Genomic DNA, 15,762 nt, shown 5'->3' with positions numbered 1-15,762 from the left:
CGCGTCCGTTTCAGAGCCCGCTGCGACCGCGCGGCCGCCCGGCGAGCAGCAGGGCCGCCGCGGCCCCGAGACCCAGGACGGCGCCCGCCGAGGCAAGCGGGTGCAGGCTCGCACGGGTGTAGGCGCTGGTGCGCTGGACGTAGACCGGCGGATCGCCGCGCTCGCGCCCGGCATCCTGCGGGGCGTGCAGGGCGCCATTCGGCTTCCGGGGTGGCTGGGACCGCTTCTGCAGCGCGATGATGGCGGGGGCGAGTTCGTCGTAGGCGCCGGGCGCGAACTCCTTGCCCATCACGAACAGCTTGCCGCCGCCGCCAACGAAGATGTCGCGCTGGGGATGGACCGCGGCGTGCAGGATGGCGTTGGCCACCTCGCTCGGCGGATAGATCGGCGGCGGCAGCGTCGGCTCGCGGTCCATGTAGTTGCGCGCCCGGCTCGGCAGCGGCGTGTCGATGGAGGCCGGCTTGATCAGGGTGACCGAGACGGGTGCGCCCTCCGCGATCAACTCCATGCGCAGCGTGTCGGTGAAGCCCTTCACCGCGTGCTTCGAGGCGGCGTAGAGGCCCTGGAACGGGAAGGCGAGGTCGGAGGCGATGCTGCCGACATTGACGAGGGCGCCCCCGCGCTGCCGCAGATGCTCGGCCGCGATGAGCGAGCCGTTCACCGTGCCCCAGAAGTTGGTCCGGATCAGCCGCTCGTGATCCTCCTGCGAGATCTCGCGCAAGGGACCGTAGACCGTGAGCCCGGCGACGTTCACCCAGGTGTCGAATCTGCCGAAGGTGGCGACCGCCTTGTCGGCGATGGCCTGCACGTCCTCCCGCCGACCGACATCGGCCACCACGGAGACGGCACGGGGGCCGAACTCGGCCGCCAGCTTCGTCAGGGCGTCCTCGCTGCGCGCCGCCAGGACGACCCGGGCGCCGCGCTGCACGGCCATGCGGGCGGTGGCCAGACCGATGCCGCTCGAAGCGCCGGTGATGACGAGGATCTGCTCGCGGAGGGGCTTGTTCTTCATGATCCGTCGCTCGTTGCCGCGCGCTCGCCTCGGAGCACCGGCAGGGCTACGCGTGAGCCCACCGAGATGTTTCGGCCTGCGCCGTTTTCGCGCGTCGTCGGCGGTCCATCGTGCACCGGGATCAACCGGTCCGGTCGCGCGCTTTACGCTTCGGCCTCGGCGCATCCGCGCGGAGCGGAATGGGGCGCCCAACACCACCGAGAGCGAGCCGGCAGCGCGATGAGTGAGAACGACCTGACGCTCGAAGCACTCCGAAAAATACCGCTTCCGATTCCGGAGGAGGGCGGCAAGGAGCAACGCGGCACGGTGCTCGTGCTCGGCGGCTCGGCCGAGCTTCCCGGAGCGATCCTTCTGGCCGGGACCGCGGCCTTGCGCGCCGGCGCGGGACGCCTGCGGATCGTCACGGCCGAGAGCGTCGCGGTGGCAACCGCCGTCGCGCTGCCGGAGGCGCGGGTGATCGGCCTGCGCCAAACGAGCGAGGGTCAGATCGATCCGACGGAAGCGGCGCGCCTCCCGGCACTCGCGAAACGCTGCGACGCGCTGCTGATCGGTCCGGGCCTCAGCCCCGGCGCGGCGACGGACGCACTCGTGCTCTCCCTCCTGTCGGACGGGCCGCTCGCGCCCTGCGTGCTCGATGCCGGGGCGCTAAGCGGGCTCGGCGCCCATGCGCAGACGATACGATCCTGCGGCGGCCGGGGCGTGATCACCCCGCATGCCGGCGAGATGGCGCAGCTCCTCGGGATGGAGCGTGCGGCGGTCGAGGCGGACCCGCGCGCGGCGGCCGTCCGGGCCGCGGAGCTGTTGGGCTGCGTGGTGATCATGAAGGGCGCGCGAAGCTGGGTCGTGGACCCGGCCGGTGCGCACTGGCTCTATGCCGGCGGCGGGGTCGGTCTCGCGACCTCCGGCTCCGGCGACGTTCTGTCCGGAATCATCGGTGGCCTCCTCGCCCGAGGGGTCGAGGCGATGACGGCGGCGCTCTGGGGCGTCTACCTGCACGGTCAGGCCGGACGGCGCTTGGCGGCGCGCATCGGCCCGCTCGGCTTCCTCGCGCGCGAACTTCCAGGCGAGGTGCCTGCCCTCCTGAACGAGGCGGCGACCGCAGCCCCGGCATCGGTGTAGCGAGAGCATCGGGAACATCGCCGAAAACGGGCGGGTTCTTCCCCACCTCAGACGAGGAGGGCAGTCACGATGTCAGCGGAGCCTACGAAACCCGGGGACGATGCGCCCCCCGGCACGCCCGGCACGGGCGAGAACCTCTGCCCGCGCTGCAGCGGCAGCGGCCAGTTCGAGGCGAAGACCTGCCCGGATTGCAATGGGACCGGAAAGGTCGTCACCGGCATCGGCGGCGGGTGAGCGCCGGGTGCGGCCATGCGATCCTCCCTTCGCGGGCAGCAGCACCTCTCCGACATCGCGGCTGACCGGTTCAGGACGTGAAGCGGCACCGCTCAGCGCGTACACCGAAGCAATTCGTGATCCGGGATTTCCCGCGGCGTCCGCTCCCGTGCGATGATGGTGGTCGCGGAGTTCGACTGACATGCACGACATCGGCGACGATCATGAGCCCCACACTCAAGATCATGACGAGCGCGCCGCCGCGCGCTGGAAGCATGACGGCGTGCGGGTGATCCCCGGCGACCGGCTCGACCCCAACACCGCCCAGACGCCCGGCATGTTCCGGCAGGCGGCGGTCAACGCCGCCCGGGTCGGCGCGCAGAAGATCTGGGCCGGCACGGTGGCGATCGCGCCCGACGCCAAGACCGGCGTGCATCACCACGGCGCCCTGGAGAGCGTGATCTACGTCGTCTCGGGCCGCGCCCGGATGCGCTGGGGTGAGCGCCTGGAATACGTGGCCGAGGCTGGACCCGGCGACTTCATCTTCGTGCCTCCGTTCGTGCCGCACCAGGAGATCAACGCCTCCACCGGCGAGCCCCTGCACTGCGTGCTGGTGCGCTCCGACAACGAGGCGGTGGTGGTCAACCTGCCCGATGTCGAGGCGGCCGAACGGCCCGAGACCGTCTACTGGGTCGATCCGATCCACAAGCGGCCGTGACTGCCCCGCATCGGTTGCGCTCCCACAAGCCGAGACAGTCTCGCCGGGGGGGCGGCAGGCCGCGAGGCGACAGCCTGTCACGCTGAAACCATTGCACGCGCTCGCGTTCTCCCCTCAGGCAGAGGCGGGAGGCCGAGATGGCAGGCGGGATGGTTTGGCTCGGCATCATCGCCGGAATCCTCGGGCTGAGCGGCCTCGGCTTCCTCTTCGCCTCCTGGGCCAAGGCCCGGCGCAAGCCGCGCTGATGGGCACGGATTGAGCCGGATTCATCGCCTGCCACGGCCGTCCCTCGCGGATCGTCCCATGAGTGGGCCGTCGCGCGGGGCCGAGCTTACAATTTCCGTTTGATCGCTTCGATCTCGTCCCTCGTCCTTGCGAGGCTCAGCGAAAGCAATCCAAGTCTCCGTACCTTCCGGACAAGTCGCGCTCTGGGTCGCTTCGGCTCCGCCTCGCGATGACGGAGAGGGGTGAAGGCCGAGGCGATCAACCGGAACTCGCCGCCCGGATCGCCGCAAGGTGCGACGCCGTCAGCGGCGCGCGCTGCATCTCGCGCAGGTCCCGGCCGATCGTTTCCATTGAGGCACTCCAAGACTTGCGAGGCACTTCAAGACTTGCCGCGCTTCCGGCCGGCATTCCGAGCCGACGGTTCCTCGCGGCACATTCTCGAAGGATGGTAGAGTGCACGAAATCCTCGACGCCCGAGGACAAGACAAGTCTCGTTCGGGACCGGAATTGCGATATCTCTTAAGGAATCGGACGCAGGAAGAAGATCATGCTGAGTGTCGGCGTTCTCGCGCTCCCCGATCTGAAGCTGATGTCGCTCTCGGCGATGGCCGTGTTCCAGGTCGCCAACAACGTGGCGGGCGAACCTGTCTACGATCTGCATCTCATCTCGGAGACGGGTGGCAACGTGCCGACGAATGCCGGTTTCGCCGTCATGACGGAGCCGGCCGGCGACACCGTCTTCGATACGCTGATCGTTACCGCATTCACGGGCGCGAGTGCGGGCTCTCCGGTCACCCTCGACTACGTGCGACGGGCGGCCGGGCATGCGCGCCGGATCGCCTCCTTCTGCCGCGGCAGCTTCGTCCTCGCCGAGGCGGGCCTTCTCGCCGGCCGTCGGGTGACCGCCCATTGGCGCGACAACGCCGAGCTTGCGGCGCGTTTCCCGGAGCTGCGGGTGGAGATCGACCAGCTCTATATCCGCGACGGGTCGATCTGGACCTCCGCCGGGATGACGGCCTCGATCGACATGGCCCTGGCGCTCGTCGAGGACGACCTCGGGCCGATGGCCGCCCGTGACGTCGCCCGCCGCATGCTGCTCGAACGCCGCCGATCCGGCGTTCAGCAACAATCCTCGAACCTCCTGGATCTGGAGCCGAAATCCGATCGGATACAGCGCGTCTTCGCCTTCGTGCGCGCCCATCTTCAGGAGCCGCTCGGCGTCGCCCGCCTCGCCGATGTTGCCGGCCTGTCGCCCCGGCAGTTCAGCCGGGCGGTGCGGGCGGAGTTCGGCCTTGCACCGGCCAAGATGATCGAGCGTCTTCGCGCCGACGCCGCCCGCGTGCTGCTGCTGCGCAGCCGGCACTCCCTCGATGTCGTCGCCTCCGAGACCGGCTTCATCGACCGGGAGCGGATGCGGCGCGCCTTCCTGCGGATCTATGCCAGGACGCCACAGGAGATCAGGCAGCGCGAGGCGCGGGAGAGGCCGGCGGCCTGAAGGTCAGTCCCGAAGTTCTCCAGGGCCAGCCGCCGGATGCATGTCCGAAATCGCTGCGTTTATGACGTTTGCGACGAAGTCGGTCGTCTTTATTCAAGAGAGCGTGACTTTCGAAGGTTCGGAGGAGCGCGGCTATGATGAGCTTGACGATCAATGGTCGCCAACATGCGGTCGATGTCGAGCCCGACACGCCGCTTCTGTTCGTTCTCCGCGACACTCTGGGTCTGACTGGTACCAAGTACGGTTGCGGTATCGGCCAATGCGGTGCCTGTACGGTCCTGCTCGACGGTCAGGCGACGCGCTCCTGCCAGATCCCGGTGGAGAGCGTCGGAGCGCAGCCGGTGACAACGATCGAGGCGATCGAGCACGATCCGGTCGGCGCGAAAGTCGTCGCGGCCTGGATCGGGATCGAAGTCCCGCAATGCGGCTACTGCCAGTCGGGACAGGTGATGGCGGCGACCGGCCTCCTCAAGGAAACGCCGAAGCCGAGCGAGGACGACATCGCCTCGGCGATGACCAATCTCTGCCGCTGCGGCACCTACAACGCCATCGCCGCCGCCGTGCGGCAGGCCGCGGCTTGAGCTGGGAGCGTGACTATGAACGACCTCACGCCTGTGCGCCCGGCCGGCCCTCACGATGAATTCGGCGGTGCACCCGTCCGCAACCTCTCGCGGCGCGGATTTCTCGGTGTCGCCGCCGGGGCGCTCGTACTGGGCGTCGATCTCGGTCGGGCTCCTGCGGCCGCGCAAGAGCGGGCGGAGGGTGCCGCCGCCATCGCGCCCAAGCCCGGCACGCGCGTGGCCGCCTTCCTCGAAATGCGGCCCGACGGAACGGTGCGGCTGCTCAGCCCCTTCGTCGAGGGCGGCCAGGGCATCAATACCGGTCTTGCCCAGACCATCGGCGAGGAACTCGATCTCGATCCGGCCCGCTTCCTGGTGGAATGCGCGCCGCCCGGCCCCGATTACGCCGTGGTCAACGGCCTGCGCATGACCGGCGGCAGCTTCTCGACCCGGTCGAGCTTCGACACCATGCGCCGGCTCGGCGCCACCGCCCGCGAGATGCTGCTGCGCGCCGCAGCCGCCCGCCTCGCCGTGCCGCAGGACAGCCTGACGACCGAGGACGGACGCGTCGTCCACGCCGCCTCCGGCCGCAGCCTCGGCTACGGCGATCTCGCCGCCGCGGCGCTCGCCCTCCAGCCCCGGGGCGACGTGCCTTTGAAGCCCTCCGGCAGCTTCCGCTGGATCGGCCAGCCGGTCCCACGGCTCGACATGCGCGACAAGTCGACCGGGCGGGCCACTTACGCCATCGACATCCGGCTCGAAGGGATGCTGCACGCGGCGGTCCAGCACGCCCCGCATCTCGGCACCGAGCCGCGGACCGTCGCCAACGAGGCGGAGATCCGCGCGATGCCGGGTATCCACTCCGTACATCGCCTGCCGGGGGCCGTCGCGGTCGTGGCCGATTCCTGGTGGCGGGCCCGCAAGGGCGCCGAGGCGCTGCGCGTGGATTGGACGAGCCCCGCCGCGGACGGGATCGCCACGGTCTCGAAGACCTTCTCGTCGAGCGCGATGCTGGCGGCCCTGCAATCCTCCCCGGAGGCCGGCATCGCCGCCGAGCAGGAGGGCGACGTCGCCAGCGCGTTCGCGCGCGCATCGAGCATCGTCGAGGCGGAGTACGACGCGCCCTACCTCGCCCATGCGCAGCTCGAACCGCCCTCGGCGGTCGCCCGGTTCGCGGCCGACGGCAGCCTCGACCTCTGGCTGCCCAACCAGATGCCCGAGCTGTTTCAGCAGGTGGCAGCCGCCACGGCGGGGGTACAGCCGGCGCAGGTTCGCATCCACTCGCCGATGCTCGGGGGCTTCTTCGGGCGCCACTTCTACTACGGACCCGGCAACCCGTTTCCTCAGGCGATCCTGCTCGCGCGGGCGACGGGCCGCCCGGTCCGCGTGCTGTGGTCGCGCGAGGAGGAATTCGGCATGGATGCGCTGCGCCCCCTCGGCTTCGCCCGCTTCCGCGCGGCGCTCGGGGGTGACGGGATGCCGGTCGCGCTGCAGAGCACGGCCGTCGGCGAGGGGCCGATCGGCCGCTGGTTCGGGGCCTTGTTCAAGTCGCCGGTCGATTCCTCCGTGGTCGAGGGCCTCGACAAGAAGCCCTACGCGATCCCGAACCGCCGCACCGACTACGTGAAGGTGCTCCATCCGGTCACGATCGCCTTCTGGCGCTCGGTCGGGCACTCGATGAACGACTACTTCTACGAAAGCTTCCTCGACGAGGTCGCCGCGGCCGGCGGCAAGGACCCGTTCGCGCTGCGCGCGGCGCTCGTGAAGGACAGCCCGCGCCACCGCGTGCTGCTCCAGGCGGTGGCCGATGCGGCCGGAGGCTGGAAGGCGGGCAAGTTCCGGGCGGAGGACGGCACGGAGCGGGCCCGCGGCGTCGCGATGGCCTCGCCCTTCGGCTCCGAGACCGCGACGATCGCCGAGGTCTCGCTCAAGGACGGCGAGGCGCGGGTGCACGACCTCTGGATCGCCATCGACCCGGGCCGCGTCGTCAATCCGGCGATCGTGAAGCGGCAGGTGGAAAGCGCGGCGGCGCTCGGCCTGTCCGCCACGCTGCTCGAACAGGTGGTCTACGAGGGCGGCCAGCGGCAGGCACGCAATTTCGACGCCTACCCGATCCTCGACCGTGAGCGCATGCCGCGGGTCCACGTCACCATCGTCGAGAGCGGGGCACCGATGGGCGGCATCGGCGAGCCCGGGCTGCCCGGCGTGCCGCCGGCCGTGGTCAACGCCGTCGCGGTGCTGACGGGGCGGCGCGTGCGCAGTCTCCCGCTCGCGAAGACGCCACTCTCGGGAGTCTGAGGAGCCCGATCATGACGCCGGTCGCGACCACCGTCGACGCGCAATCGATCGCCGCCAAGCGCGCGCCCCGCTTCGATTACCTGCCGGTCGGCCTGTTCGGCGCCGTGATGGGCCTGAGCGGGCTGAGCGTCGCCTGGCGTCTCGCGGCCGCGCGCTACGGCCTGCCGCCCCTCATCGCCGACGCGATCGGGTGGATCGCCCTCGCGGCGTTCCTGGCCCTCGCCTTGGCCTATGCGGTCAAGGCGGTCACCGCCTGGCCCAGCGTCCTTGCGGAGTTTCGCCACCCGATCGCCGGCAACCTGTTCGGCACGGTGTTCATCAGCCTGCTGCTGCTGCCGTTCGTTGTTCACGGCCTCAGCCCGCTCGCGGCCGCGGCGACCTGGATGCTCGGCGCGGCCGGGATGCTCGTCTTCGCGTTCGTCATCGTGAGCCGCTGGATGGGCAGCCGCCAGCAGGTCGCACACGCCACCCCGGCCTGGATCGTGCCCGTCGTCGGCCTGCTCGACATCCCGCTCGCCACGCCGCTGCTCGGCCTGCCTTATACGGGGGCGCTGGCGATGTTCTCCCTCAGCGTGGGCCTGTTCTTCGCGATCCCGCTCTTTACCCTGATCTTCGCGCGCCTCGTCTTCGAGGAGCCACTGCCTCCAGCGCAGAGGCCGACGCTGATGATCCTGATGGCCCCCTTCGCCGTCGGCTTCTCCAGCTACGTCGCCACGCTCGGCGCAATCGACGCGTTCGCGGAGGCTCTGTTCTTCATCGCGCTGTTCGTCCTGATCGTTCTCGCCAACCGCCTGCGCGACCTGCCGCGCTGCTGTCCGTTCCGGGTCTCGTGGTGGGCCGTCAGCTTTCCCCTCGCGGCCGTCGCCGTCGCCGGCCTGCGCTATGCCGAGCACAAGCGGGAACTCCCCGCCGATGCCCTGGCGCTGGGCCTCCTGGCCATCGCCACCGTGACGATCGCCGGCCTCGCGGCACGCACCCTTCTCGGCATCGCCCGCAACGAATTGCGCGAACTGACGAGGTGACGGACAGCTCTGCCGTTCCGAGTTCGATCGCTCGACGTCGGGTGTCGAGCGAGTGGGACGCCACCCGCTTCGTATCGGCTCGCTCCGAGCGATCGCCCCCGTTTCCGATCGCCGAAACGCCGAGCGGAACGGGCAAACAAAAAGCCTTGCTAAGACTTAGCAAGGCTTGAAGAAAAGGATGGTAGCGAGGGAGGGATTTGAACCCCCGACACAAGGATTATGATTTGAACGCGAGCGCGGCTAAGTCCTTGATTGGACAGAACGGGCCGGGGTGCTGCGCTAGCACTGCGCTACGGCGAAGCCGATGTTCTTCTCCACATTGCAGGCGCCGCCTACTAGCAGCTGCTTCAAAACTAAGCCGCAGCAGCCGGAACCAAGAATCGGAAGCCAAACGTTTTTACCAGCACCAGCGAAGCTTAAAATACACGGCGTCAGAAACTTTCGCGAAGGAAACGTACACTTGATCGGCATCTGCCGTCATCGTTGGCTGCTTACTCAAATTATTCCTGCACCAATCTTGCACTTCATCTGACATCACATCAGACTTCGGGCCAATCTTGAGTGTCAAAGTGTCCTTATCAAATTCACTCTGCTTAAGGTATCCTTCAATTTTTCTATTAGAGTTATTGGAAGACTTTTTTGCATTCTGAAGATCTTCAAAATTTCGAAACGGCAGCTCCTCGATTTGTCTCCCTGTCAACACCTCGAGAAACGAAGAAACTAGTTCCTTGCCGTGCTCCGTGACGATAAGCGATTCTGATCGTGTGCCCGAGAGTCCCGATCTTGCTTCTACCAATGCCAAACCCTCTGGATCTGAAAGGGCGCCTATAATCCGACTTGCTCTAGAAGGACTTTTGTCAAGAACTTTGGAAATCTTCGTCACATCCGGGAGACGCATGCCGTCTTTACCCCAGCTAGTAAGAGCCACTACTAAGAGAGCCTTGAAGCCCTCGATAGTAATATCAGGCTCTGCTGCCTCCAGGTGTCTCAAAGCCGAAAGGAGGTCACTTAGCGTCCTTCTGGCTTCTTCATGGGTTAGTACGTTCGAACTTTGCTGTGACATGGAACCGTCGCATCACTCCTCGTTCGTCTCACTACCCTACGCGCCTGGGCAACGCCAGCCTACGTAGCCGTGTCAGCAATGTGCTGACTTGTCATATTGCTGATTGGTTGATATGTCGGATCTGCCTCTGAGCGAGGCGGCGGCTCAAGGTCGCCCAACCGACAGGAGTGACGATGACGGAGAAGAAGAAGAACTCGAAGTGGGTGGATGCCGGCCCCAAAGGCATTTTCCGAATTGACGAGGTTAAGGTAGCTAAGCCGCTGGACGGCAAGGTAGCAATCATCGGAACCAGCGGAGCCCTGATCGCCTCCGTAGAGGAGGAAGATGTTGGCGACCTAGGCGTGTTCTATCATGATCTAAAATCGAGATTGATGGACTAAAAATCTGAAGCACCAAATACATCGTATTCATGGAGGGGCGCTTCGGCGCCCCTTTTCGTTTCAGGAGCCATCAATGATAGCTGAATCAGAAATAAAAAGGTGTAACTCTACCGTTGGGGAATCATCGCCATCGATTTACACCTCAAAGGCGGCCAAGCTGCGCCAGCGGTTTGCGCGTAGTAAAAAGCCTTGCGTGCCGAAGTACGATGGGCCGCCTGTCTACATGGCCGTCGATGCCGAATGGGAGACGCTATCAGAGGAACTGGGCATCGACAGGCCGCGTAACCACCTTCTGAGCTACCAACTTAAGCTTCAGTGTGGCGATCAGAGCGTCTACGATTTCCATGTCGTTGATAGCTCGAATCGGAGTGCGCGCAAACGCTTTGCAGTCGCGCTTCGATTGTTGCTAAAAAAGGCGCGGAAAGCCGGCGTAATCACCCAATGGCCAGACCGTGTCACGGTGTTCGGCCATTTTCTTCGGGCCGACGTAACCACTTTCTTCGATTTCTGGGCCCGCAAGGATGAGTTCGACTCCATCGGGAAGACGTTCACGTCACGATCCCTTTCGGTCGCACTCGGTGAAGAGGAGTTGCCCGAACTCCATGATCAAAAGCGCACGCAGCATAAGGAGGCGCTGATTCTTCCTGGCGACGACGGCATGCCGGAGCTCATCCGGGTACGATTCGTCGATACTCTGCTCCTGACGCCTGGTCGCTCGGGCTTGGACACGGTCGGACGGTTCCTTGGAATTCCAAAGGTCGAGCTCCCATCCGGCTACACCAAAGACCGGATGCGCAAATTTTTTCGGGAGCGGCCCGAGCAGTTCAGAACCTACGCGATGCGTGATGTCGACATCCCGCTGACTTACGGCATCCGTATGGCCGAGTTTGCTCGCGAGAATGGGTTGAGCGATTTGCCCGCGACGCTGGCTGGATTTGGTCCGGCTTTGTTGCGTCGCGCGGCCGCCGAAGACGGCATCGATCTGAACAGCGCTCTAGGGTTACGCGTTGAGAAACGCACTCTGTTCTCCGAACAGACCCGTCGATACCGCACGGTTAAACAGATTGCCTCGATCACCTCTCGGCAACTGTTCGAGGAATTTGCGGCTGCGGCTTATCTCGGTGGGCGTAATGAGTGTTTCTTCTGCGGCCCCACTTCCGAAGATGTCTACTACGACTACGATCTTCCTGCCGCATATACCACCGCAATGTGCGCGATTCGGCCTCTTGATTACGAGGGTGTTCGTACCTCGAAAGACCTCGACGATTTTAAAGTCGATGTCCTCGGCTTAGCGCATGTTCGATTTCGTTTTTCTGATCCGACGCGTTTTCCGTGTCTTCCGGTTCGGACGGACCATGGTCTTTTGTTTCCGCTCGAGGGCGAGAGCGTGTGTGCATCGCCCGAACTCGCACTTGCACGGCGATTGGGAGCCGAGATCGAGATCGTCAACGGTCTTATTATCCCGTGGGCAAGCGACGACAGGCTCTTCGAGCCATTCACAAGAATGATCCAGCGGAAACGGCGTGACGCCCAGGCCGTCTATGGAAAGGGATCTCTTGAGGACAAGCTTTTCAAGGAAATCGGTAACAGCCTCTACGGAAAGACCGCGCAGGGTGTTCATCCGAAACGCGTGTTCAACTCTCGAAAAGGGTTTACCGAGGAGCTACGGCCGTCAGCGATCACGAACCCATATTTTGCAGCTTATGTGACTAGCTTCATTCGTGCTGTCGTAGGCGAGCAGATCGCTGGCGTGCCTGCAAATCGCACAGTGATCAGCGTCACCACTGATGGCTTCCTGACGGATGCTCCTTTAGATGAAATCGATACCTCTGGTCCCCTTTGCGCGGCTTTTTTAAAACTTCGGCGGAGGCTGTTCGGTGAGGACGTTATTCTTGAGGAAAAGCATCGTGTTCGGCAAGTCGTGGCTATGCGGACGCGTGGTCAGCTGACGGCGCAGGGTATCGACGGTTTCCAAATTGTCCTGGCGAAGGCCGGCGTTAAGCCGCCAGCAGAGGCTGAGGACCAGAACGAGTACATGCTTGACCTTTACTTGGAGCGGCAGCCAGGGCAGCAGCACGTCTACAAATCTTTGATCAGCAGCCGCGAGATGTGGGTCACTGAGAGCGACATGACCAGCATTCTTAGAAAATCACGTTTGAATCTCGAATTCGATATGAAGCGTTGTCCGGAGCGGCCGGTTGAAAGAGAAGTGCGTGGCCGGCAGCATCTCGCGTTCAGCACCAGACCTTGGCGTAGCGTTCAGGAAGCTCTGGAGGTTCGAGCGCGGTTCGACGGTTGGCGCAAAGGAGCGCTTGGAACTGGTCGGGTTCTGAAGACACTCAAAGACTATAACGACTGGGTGGTCTACTGCGGCCAGACCGCTCGTATCGGTCCTCCTGGGCGCGGCATTGGCCTTCGACGTGATGGTACGCGCGGCGTTCTGAAGCGTCTATTCCTGCGAGCGTTCGTGAGGGGCGAATGGGGCATCTCAAATGAGGGCTGGACCTACAAAGAGCTCGCAAGCTTCTTCGAGCACAAAGGAATCAAAATGTCCGAGACGGACGTAAAAAATGCCAAACGTGACAATGCTGCACTCGTCGAAGTGAAGCTCATTTGCAATGATGAGGCTGTTGCCTTCTTGCGCGTGGCTCTAGAGAATTTTCCCAACTTCGAGCTGTTCCGCATGTTTGAAACTGATGAGATAGTGAAAGCAAGACTCGAACTTCTTCTGTGATGTTTTATGGCCCGCCATACTAGAAGCATAGACAGGTCGAACGATTTCGTAGACTTGTCATTAAATTAGCATTTTAGTGCAATCTTTATGTAGCTTAGCTACTAATTAGCTCATCATAAAGAATATGGCATGCGAGCCAATGAGGCTCGCATGCCATACCTTTCCGCCGATCTAATCGGTGGATTTGGTCGTGACAGCACAGCGAATGCTTATCGCTAAATACCCCAGGTTCAATTGGAGATGACCTGATGTCGTATTTATCGATGAGACAGTTTCGCGCAAATTTAATCAAGCTGTTTGAGCCGTGGGAGCGACGCCAGATTCGCTGGCTTTCCTACGGGATGCAGGCCCAGCGCACCCGGGTGTTCGCGGCTCTGGGTATGATGCATCCGCTGTACGAGCGAATGGAAGCCTGTGGCACCATGGATGAGGGCCGCAACAACATGCGGGTCTGTGGGGTGCCTTTGTGCCCGCGCTGCTTCATGCGTCGACGTGGCAAGGAAACGGGTCGTGCGTTGAAGCAGGCGTTCGCTGGCGTCCCTAACGAGCAGTTGGCGTTCCTCACCCTGCTGCTGCCGCCAACGCTACAGCTGGGCTCCGTAGATGCCTCCATCGAGGTGACCAAACGCCGGATCCGGAACATGATCGCTCACCGGCGGCGTCAGGACTCTCGGTGGAATGCCGTGCAGCTGACCGGCTGGTGGGAGATGGATCGGGATGCCTTCGGCGATCTACCGGGGTTCGGCCGTAACAAGCGGACCGCCATGAATGCTCTGGGATGGCCGCTGTTCGCGCCTCGTGACGATTTCACGGTGTGGCGTCCGCACCTGCATGGGATCGTAGCTCTGGGCGAGGTGAGCCGGGAGGAGTTTACCGAGGCTCTACGAGCCAAGGGGCACGGCGCTCCGTATCAGGTGGACCTGCGGGCGTTCGACGCGACCAGATCCGTCGTAAAGAACATCAAGAGCGTCATCCGCTACGCTTTGAAATTCCGCATCGAGACGGATTTCAAAGCGAACGGCCGGGCCACGGGTGACGCAGATCGCGAAGCTCTGACACGTAGCTGGTGGAGTAACCAGGACATCAGGTCCTATGCGGAGTGGTTGATGTCGAAGAGAGGTGGATTTGAGAGGATCAGGTTCGTAGTCAGGCCTTGTTAGCCCTAGCATTCATGATTTTTAAATACATGATACTAACTGGCATATTGACTGCTCTGATCCGCTCAATCGTCGTTGAAGATGAGCGATGCCAGTACATTGCCGTGAGCGATTGTGCGCTGGTGCGCATCCTTCGTGGTGTCCTGGTGTGGGTCGTAGAAGCCGAGGGTTCTGCGGCTCGCATCCATCGCTCGCTGCCTCCCGCTAGCTTGCGTCTCTATATATCCGAGCGTTCGCTGGTAGCGGTCTTTGATCGTCTCGGTGCTCATCGGATCTTTCATACTGTATGGCTGAACAGGACGCTTTGGGCAGCGTCGGTGGCGGCTTGCCCCTGGGGGGTGGCTAAGCCGCCTTGGAACGGCGCTTAGCCATCATCACGCCCTGTGCTGCCAAGGCGTCCATCAGCATGGGGTCGAGCTCTCCCGCTCGGACCGCGGCGATGAGCGAGTCGATCAGGGTAGGCAGTTTGTCGAGCGTACCCACGTTGATCGCGGGCTTGCCCGGCTGCAGTTCTAGGAGCTTCGCGCCCAGGCCGATGCGCATCACGAACTGGTATGCGCCTGCCTGATCCTGGTAGAAGTTCTTCCGCACCCGGCGCGCCACTTCAGTGCGGATGCGTTCGCCTTCTGCGTTCTTCCGCAGGGCAATCCGTTTCGCCGGCTGGTAGACCGTTCCCTCAAGGCTAGCCGTTGCGAGGTCACGCTGCTCGGTCAGTTGCTCCAGCAGCCTGCCGCGGGTACGGGAAAGTGGATCCGCGGCGTTTACTGCAGGTGTAGCAGGGCCGAGCTTCAACGTCTTGAGTAGACCGCTCAATTCCACCTCCTTTATCGCGCTCGATGAGCTGCTATGCGGAGATGGTAATGCCGCTATCCTGCCATTCAACCTATTTGATAATCTGCCGTTTTGTGCTTCAACTTTGGTGTTAATGCAGCGTGCGCGAACTGTTGCATTGCGGGCCATCGACATGGAGGCGCCGCTATCTGTCAGCTGCCGACCGTAAATCCTTTCCGAGAAGCAGACCTTCGGTTTTGCGTTTCATCTCGGCCATTCAGCTGTCCCTCGCAGCTTCTCTGAAACGGACGCTACGCAGCTCAGTTTGTGCGTCTTAGTTGCGCCACAAGCGGCCTATCGAATAGAGCTACGAGAATAGCTGCTTAGTCTTCTAAAGCTTCCATCAACGTGGAACAGCAGGTCCGAGCACCTACAGTATACTGATATTGTCCTACAATAGAGACGGGGCTCGACCCAGAAGACTGTTGATATGGTCCTTTGGTACCATGGACTCGCCCGTTGCCTTTTCTCGCTAATCGGAGCCGTCTCGATCGGCGGACATACTCTCGTTCGCGGGCGGTCGACCGATGCCTTCCTTACCGTCGCCGGGAATCCCGTCGAGAGCTGTTAGGGCCCGAAGCAACCGTCCACGCACGTCCGCCACGGCGGCGGCGGAGACGATCTCCTTCCGACGTGCGAGGACGAGGAACGCGAACAGCACCTCCTCGGATTGCTCGACAAGCGAAACGAGGTGTTCACCGCTGGGCGCGTAACGTCCGGCCAACCAGTTTTTGGCGGCCCGTTCGCTGGCCCCGGTCCATTGCGCGGCCGTTTTCACGGCCGCGTGCGTGTTACCGAGCTCGCGCCGTAGAGCCCTGGCGATCTCGGTGGCGACGTCTCGCCCGGATCGCCGCCCGCCGGTCCCAGGAAACTCCTTGCCCGCTTTCGGAAACGACATTCCCGACCTCCTCCGTCTAGGGTCGGGAAGGGAATTG

Annotated in this window: 15 protein-coding genes; 10 read left to right on the top strand and 5 right to left on the bottom strand. The window is 63.7% G+C overall.

Translation table 11 applies throughout. The features are described 5' to 3' along the window. Positions 1 to 10: 10 nt before the first annotated feature. Positions 11 to 1,012 (bottom strand): SDR family oxidoreductase, encoded by a 1,002-nt coding sequence (locus tag ACPCJR_RS16940; RefSeq protein WP_391513034.1) that lies wholly within the window; start codon positions 1,010 to 1,012, stop codon positions 11 to 13. Between the two features lie 219 nt (positions 1,013 to 1,231). Between ACPCJR_RS16940 and ACPCJR_RS16935 the strand changes: the two genes are divergently transcribed. From ACPCJR_RS16935 to ACPCJR_RS16905, 7 genes are all read left to right on the top strand, one after another. Then, positions 1,232 to 2,131, top strand: a complete 900-nt coding sequence (locus ACPCJR_RS16935; protein WP_391513036.1) for an NAD(P)H-hydrate dehydratase — start codon at positions 1,232 to 1,234, stop codon at positions 2,129 to 2,131. A 69-nt stretch (positions 2,132 to 2,200) separates the two neighbouring features. Beyond that, on the top strand, positions 2,201 to 2,365 hold the full coding sequence (locus ACPCJR_RS16930; RefSeq protein WP_391513037.1) for a hypothetical protein: 165 nt from the start codon (positions 2,201 to 2,203) through the stop codon (positions 2,363 to 2,365). A gap of 181 nt (positions 2,366 to 2,546) precedes the next feature. After that, positions 2,547 to 3,062 (top strand): cupin domain-containing protein, encoded by a 516-nt coding sequence (locus ACPCJR_RS16925; protein WP_391513039.1) that lies wholly within the window; start codon positions 2,547 to 2,549, stop codon positions 3,060 to 3,062. A gap of 772 nt (positions 3,063 to 3,834) precedes the next feature. Continuing rightward, complete coding sequence (locus ACPCJR_RS16920; RefSeq protein ID WP_391513041.1) at positions 3,835 to 4,782, top strand: GlxA family transcriptional regulator; 948 nt, start codon at positions 3,835 to 3,837, stop codon at positions 4,780 to 4,782. A 134-nt stretch (positions 4,783 to 4,916) separates the two neighbouring features. Next, complete coding sequence (locus ACPCJR_RS16915) at positions 4,917 to 5,363, top strand: (2Fe-2S)-binding protein (protein WP_391513043.1); 447 nt, start codon at positions 4,917 to 4,919, stop codon at positions 5,361 to 5,363. 15 nt (positions 5,364 to 5,378) lie between these two features. After that, a complete protein-coding gene (locus tag ACPCJR_RS16910; RefSeq protein WP_391513045.1) occupies positions 5,379 to 7,640 on the top strand; it encodes a xanthine dehydrogenase family protein molybdopterin-binding subunit in 2,262 nt (753 codons plus the stop codon). Between the two features lie 11 nt (positions 7,641 to 7,651). Further along, positions 7,652 to 8,662: an SLAC1 anion channel family protein gene (locus ACPCJR_RS16905; RefSeq protein ID WP_391513047.1), complete on the top strand. Its 1,011-nt coding sequence runs from the start codon at positions 7,652 to 7,654 to the stop codon at positions 8,660 to 8,662. Positions 8,663 to 9,059: 397 nt separating this feature from the next. Here the strand turns inward: ACPCJR_RS16905 and ACPCJR_RS16900 are convergent, their stop codons facing one another. Further along, positions 9,060 to 9,725: a hypothetical protein gene (locus tag ACPCJR_RS16900; protein WP_391513049.1), complete on the bottom strand. Its 666-nt coding sequence runs from the start codon at positions 9,723 to 9,725 to the stop codon at positions 9,060 to 9,062. Between the two features lie 173 nt (positions 9,726 to 9,898). Between ACPCJR_RS16900 and ACPCJR_RS16895 the strand changes: the two genes are divergently transcribed. From ACPCJR_RS16895 to ACPCJR_RS16885, 3 genes are all read left to right on the top strand, one after another. Continuing rightward, entirely contained in the window at positions 9,899 to 10,105 is a 207-nt protein-coding gene (locus tag ACPCJR_RS16895; RefSeq protein WP_391513051.1) for a hypothetical protein, read from the top strand. Between the two features lie 223 nt (positions 10,106 to 10,328). Beyond that, positions 10,329 to 12,839: a DNA polymerase gene (locus ACPCJR_RS16890; RefSeq protein ID WP_391513053.1), complete on the top strand. Its 2,511-nt coding sequence runs from the start codon at positions 10,329 to 10,331 to the stop codon at positions 12,837 to 12,839. 248 nt (positions 12,840 to 13,087) lie between these two features. After that, positions 13,088 to 13,999 carry a hypothetical protein gene (locus ACPCJR_RS16885; protein ID WP_391513055.1) on the top strand — a complete coding sequence of 304 codons (912 nt, stop codon included), beginning with the start codon at positions 13,088 to 13,090 and terminating at the stop codon, positions 13,997 to 13,999. A 62-nt stretch (positions 14,000 to 14,061) separates the two neighbouring features. On the opposite strand, the gene ACPCJR_RS16880 is transcribed toward ACPCJR_RS16885, so the two are convergent. From ACPCJR_RS16880 to ACPCJR_RS16870, 3 genes are all read right to left on the bottom strand, one after another. Beyond that, positions 14,062 to 14,265, bottom strand: coding sequence for a hypothetical protein (locus ACPCJR_RS16880; RefSeq protein ID WP_391513057.1), 204 nt, complete (start codon positions 14,263 to 14,265; stop codon positions 14,062 to 14,064). A 73-nt stretch (positions 14,266 to 14,338) separates the two neighbouring features. Further along, a complete protein-coding gene (locus ACPCJR_RS16875) occupies positions 14,339 to 14,809 on the bottom strand; it encodes a hypothetical protein (RefSeq protein ID WP_391513059.1) in 471 nt (156 codons plus the stop codon). Between the two features lie 490 nt (positions 14,810 to 15,299). Beyond that, positions 15,300 to 15,725 (bottom strand): hypothetical protein, encoded by a 426-nt coding sequence (locus tag ACPCJR_RS16870; protein WP_017483000.1) that lies wholly within the window; start codon positions 15,723 to 15,725, stop codon positions 15,300 to 15,302. Positions 15,726 to 15,762: the final 37 nt, after the last annotated feature.

It is taken from the genome of Methylobacterium sp. NPDC097929 (genome assembly GCF_049543375.1).
GTDB lineage: Bacteria > Pseudomonadota > Alphaproteobacteria > Rhizobiales > Beijerinckiaceae > Methylobacterium.
The sequence above is the reverse complement of the archived record's forward strand: the minus strand, read 5'-3'. Positions and strand labels throughout refer to the sequence as shown.